This is a genomic window from Limnohabitans sp. (assembly GCF_044361985.1).
In the GTDB taxonomy this organism is placed as follows: Bacteria; Pseudomonadota; Gammaproteobacteria; order Burkholderiales; family Burkholderiaceae_C; genus Limnohabitans_A.
The window spans coordinates 1-4,925 of record NZ_JBIKHV010000132.1; the positions used below are offsets into that span (position 1 = coordinate 1).

Genomic DNA, 4,925 nt, shown 5'->3' on the forward strand with positions numbered 1-4,925 from the left:
GTGGGCTGCCTAGTCACGTACCAGGTCAAGGATGAAAAAATCATCAGCGTCAAAGGCCGGGAAGGCCCGGCCAATGAAGGGCGTTTGTGCGTCAAGGGCCGATTCGGCATGGACTACATCCACAGCCCCGACCGCATCACAAAACCGCTCATCCGCAAGGCGGGCGTTGCCAAAGACCTGAGCCTGCTGGAGGGCCACACCGAATGGCGTGAGGTGTTCCGAGAAGCCACTTGGGATGAAGCCCTGGCGTTGGCAACCCAACCACTGAATGCGCTGCGTGAACAACACGGGCCCAAGTCGCTCGCCGGTTTTGGCTCGGCCAAGGGCAGCAACGAAGAGGCTTATCTTTTCCAGAAACTGGTGCGAACCGGCTTTGGCAGCAACAACGTGGACCACTGCACCCGCCTTTGCCATGCATCGAGCGTGGCGGCTTTGCTGGAAGGCGTCGGCTCGGGTGCAGTCAGCAACCCGGTGCGCGATGTCGAGCACTCGGACCTCATCCTTGTCATTGGCTCCAACCCCACGTCCAATCACCCGGTCGCCGCCACCTGGATGAAGAACGCAGCCCAACGCGGCACCCGCATCGTGCTGGCCGATCCGCGCATCACAGACCTCAGTCGCCATGCCTGGCGCACACTGCCCTTCAAGGCCGACACCGATGTGGCCCTGCTCAACGCGATGTTGAACGTCATCGTGGAAGAAAACTTGTGCGACGAACAGTTCTTGCGCGAACGTGCCGACAACGTGGCTGAACTCAAGGCCCATGTGCGCGATTACACGCCGGAAGCCATGAGCGCTGTTTGCGGCATCCCCGCCGAGACCATCCGCGAAGTGGCACGGGCCTATGCCAAGGCCAAGGCCGCCATGATCTTGTGGGGCATGGGCATCAGCCAGCACGTGCACGGCACTGACAATGTGCGCTGTCTGATCGCGCTGGCCAGCATCGCCGGCCAGATCGGCCGCCCCGGCACTGGCCTGCACCCCTTGCGAGGCCAAAACAATGTGCAAGGCGCAAGCGACGCAGGCCTGATCCCGATGATGTACCCCAACTACCAGCGGGTGAGTGACAAGACCGCACACGACTGGTTCGAGAAATTTTGGGAGACGAAACTCGACGACCAGCCCGGCTACACCGTGGTCGAAATCATGCACAAGGCGCTGGCACCTGACAGTGACCCGCACAAGGTGCGCGGGATGTACATCATGGGGGAGAACCCGGCCATGAGCGACCCCGATCTGAACCACGCCCGCCATGCGCTGGCCAGCTTGGCGCACTTGGTGGTGCAAGACATCTTTTTGACCGAAACAGCCTGGCTGGCCGATGTGGTGCTGCCCGCCGGTGCCTGGCCCGAAAAAACCGGAACCGTCAGCAACACCGACCGCACGGTGCAGATGGGGCGCCAGGCTTTGCTGCCGCCGGGCGATGCCAAACCCGATTTGTGGATCATCCAGCAGATCGCACAGCGCATGGGTCTGAACTGGGCGTATGCGGGGGCGCACGAAGGTGTGGCCGCCGTGTACGAAGAAATGCGCCAGGCCATGGCCCCGGCCATTGGCGGCATCGACTGGGGGCGCCTGAACGCAGGCTCGGTCACCTACCCTTGTGTCAGTGCCGACGACCCCGGCCAAGCCATCGTGTTCCATGACCACTTTCCCACCAAAGATGGCCGCGTCTGGCTGGTGCCTGTGGGCCTGATTGCGGCCAATGAGCAACCCGATGCCGAGTACCCCATGGTACTCATCACCGGGCGCCAACTGGAGCACTGGCACACCGGCAGCATGACACGCCGCGCCAGCGTGCTCGATGCGCTGGAACCTGCGGCCACGGCGTCGATGTGCGCTGCGGACATGGCGCGTTTGAACCTGCAGCCCGGGCAACGCATCCGTCTGTCCTCGCGTCGCGGTGCGCTGGAGCTGTCGCTGCGCCAGGACGAAGGCACGCCCGTGGGCACTGTGTTCATGCCCTTTGCTTATGTGGAGGCGGCGGCGAACGAGTTGACCAACGCCGCGCTTGACCCGTTTGGCAAGATCCCTGAATTCAAGTTCTGTGCAGTCCGGGTCGAGGCCGCTTTGCTTGAGCCGTTGACTGTTTGACGCCTTGTTCAAGGGGCTATCCAGTGGCTTCCCGATAACGTGAAATCCGGGAACGGGCCACTTCGGGCCTGGCATGAAGGGGCCGCACGTGCCGGACAACTTGGCACCTTTTCAAGAAGGCTTGGGCCAGGTACGCTATTCTTCATACGCCTGCCGTGACATGAGGACGTGCTGGCATCTTGCCTTTTCATTTCTCCAGGAGTTTGCTGTCCATGTCTTCACGTCCACAAATCGATGTGGCTGTCCTGATGCGCCGAGAGGCCGTGCAAGGGCCCATGTCGCGCTGGCAAGCCTGGCGCTGGGTGCTGGCCGATGTGGTGCCCCATGAGACTGGTTTTGGCACTGCTGCGCGCAACTTGCGTCAGACGGAGAGCGAGTCACTTTGGTTGTACCCGGCTTGGGGGGTGACACTTTTCAGCGACGATGCCGAAGGCTATTGGCTCAACGCCACCTCGCCCACGCCCTGCTACTTCGTGATGTGGCGGCTCATCGACACCCAAGATGGGGGTGAGCCCATGGCCGTTCCGCAAGCGGTAAGCCTGAGCTACCACGATGCAGGTCGATGGCTTGATGCGCAAGAAACCGTCGAAACCGTTCCTGCCCCTGCTGAAGTGGTCGCCTGGATGCAATCTTTTGCAGCGCAGCACTTTGTGCCTGAAGAGAAAAAACGCCAGCGTCCACAAAGCTTCCAGCGCCTGACCGATCGTTTTGGCCAACCGGTCTCGGTCAGCACCGACAGCAAACGCAAGGGCGCAAGGCCCGGGCCATGAGCGACGCTTTTTTCAGCCGCTGGTCGCGCCGCAAACAAGGTCTTGAGACAGGCGAGGCGCCGCAACCCGAACCAGCTAAGCCCCTGGCACCCGGAGTCCAAGCTGGGGCCAATCCTTCAACGCTGGCTGCTGCCCAGCAGTCGCCAACGGCCTTGCGCAAGTCCGATGCGGCTCCAAGCACACCACCTGCCGATGGCCAACAGCAGCCCCCCTTGCCCACCCTGGAGGATGTGCAGAGCCTGACTCCAAGCTCGGATTTTCAGACCTACATGCGCGATGGCGTACCCGGCGAGGTGCGCAACGCCGCCATGAAAAAACTGTTCACCGATCCCCACTTCAATGTGATGGATGGTCTGGATATTTACATTGGCGACTACAACACGCCAGACCCCCTGCCGGCAGGCATGCTCGAGAAAATGGTCGGAGCAGAGTTCTTGAATCTGTTCCCGAAAAACCCCCCAAACAGCCCACTTCAGACCTCTGGGGTCGACACACAGGAAAACCCTGATCAAAGTCCCGATGCGACAGAAGGCTCGCCAGTTGTGGCACAGTCGCCGCAATCACAGACCCCATCTGCACTGCAGGCCACACCGCCACCCCAGGCAACCGTACCGACTGAACATGACCACTCTGATTTGCAATTGCAACCAAACCATGCCCCTGCAGGTCCAGGCTCTGGGCAAAGCACTGGGTGAAGACTTAACGCTGCACACCAGCCTGTGCCGCCGGGAAGCCGGAAACTTTCAAAAAGCCGTGAAAACCGGCGAGACCTTGGTGGTGGCTTGTACCCAAGAAAAGCGCCTGTTCTCAGAGCTGGCCGAGCAGACCGAGGGGGCCATCTCGCCAATCCGCTTCGTCAACATTCGCGAAACTGGCGGTTGGGGCCGCGAGGCCGAACACGCCACGCCCAAAATGGCCGCCTTGCTGGCGGCAGCCCGTTTGCCCGAGCCCGAGCCTGTGCCCACCGTGACCTACAAAAGTTCGGGCCGAGTTTTGGTCATGGGCGCGCTCGATGCTGCCGAACGCGCCGCCAGTTTTTTATCCGATGCGATGCAGGTCACCATTTGGTCAGAAGGTCCGGGTAACGCCGGAGGCAGCCAGGAGCGGCGCTTTCCAGTGCTGGCAGGGCGCTTGCAAAGCCTGAAAGGTTGGCTCGGGGCGTTTGATGTGTCGTGGGACGCCAGCAATCCGATTGACCTGGACTTGTGTACCCGCTGCAATGCCTGCGTCGCGGCTTGCCCCGAACAGGCCATTGGCCTCGATTACCAGGTGGATATGTCGCGCTGCACCTCGCACCGTGATTGCGTCAAGGTCTGCGAAGCCGCTGGTGCCATCGACTTCAGCCGCGCTGCCCGCCCGCAGACCGAGCGCTTCGATGTGGTGCTGGATCTGCGCGGCGACAAAGCTTTCCCCACTTTCGGCTCGCACGCCTTGCCCCAAGGTTATTTCCGCTGGGATGGGCAAGACCTGCAAACCTTGCTCAAGGTCCGTGAGCTGGTCGGGGAGTTTGAAAAGCCCCGTTTCTTTGCGTACAAGCAAAAACTGTGTGCCCACAGCCGCAACGAGCAGGTGGGTTGCAACGCTTGCGTAGAGATTTGTTCGGCCCAAGCCATCAGCTCTGAAAAAAGCCGCCAGCAAATTGTGGTCAACCCCAACCTGTGCGTGGGCTGCGGGGCTTGCACCACGGTTTGCCCGACCGGTGCTTTGACCTATGCCTACCCGCGCCCGGCCGAGCAGGGCGCCAAAATCCGCAGCCTGCTGACAGCCTACCAAGCGGCAGGTGGGCGCGACGCCGCGCTGCTGCTGCACAGCCAGGACAAAGGGCAGGCCCTGATCGACGAATTGGGCCGGGGCGCGCAGCTCAAAGTCATGCAGGGCGTGCCCGCCCGTGTGATGCCCGTGGCCTTGTGGCACACGGCCAGCGTCGGCCTGGAGCTCTGGTTGTCGGCCGTGGCTTATGGCGCTCGCCAGGTCATGGTGCTGCTCACCGACGAAGAGGCGCCGCAATACCGTGCCGCCCTCATGGAGCAGATGGCCGTGGCCCAAAGTTTGCTCAATGGC

General features: G+C 61.9%; 4 protein-coding genes. All 4 read left to right on the forward strand.

Translation table 11 applies throughout. The features are described from left to right. Window positions 1–2,094: formate dehydrogenase subunit alpha (gene fdhF / locus ACIQ3A_RS13750; RefSeq protein ID WP_396432291.1), on the forward strand; the 2,094-nt coding region annotated here is incomplete at its 5' end. 212 nt (window positions 2,095–2,306) lie between these two features. Further along, the gene (locus ACIQ3A_RS13755; protein ID WP_396432292.1) at window positions 2,307–2,864 is read left to right on the forward strand and encodes a DUF3305 domain-containing protein; all 558 of its coding nucleotides are present in this window, start codon (window positions 2,307–2,309) and stop codon (window positions 2,862–2,864) included. After that, window positions 2,861–3,559 (forward strand): DUF3306 domain-containing protein, encoded by a 699-nt coding sequence (locus tag ACIQ3A_RS13760; RefSeq protein WP_396432293.1) that lies wholly within the window; start codon window positions 2,861–2,863, stop codon window positions 3,557–3,559. The genes ACIQ3A_RS13755 and ACIQ3A_RS13760 overlap by 4 nt, the downstream gene beginning before the upstream one ends. Then, the coding region (locus ACIQ3A_RS13765) for a 4Fe-4S dicluster domain-containing protein (protein ID WP_396432294.1) at window positions 3,519–4,925 on the forward strand (1,407 nt) is incomplete at its 3' end. The genes ACIQ3A_RS13760 and ACIQ3A_RS13765, both read left to right, overlap by 41 nt.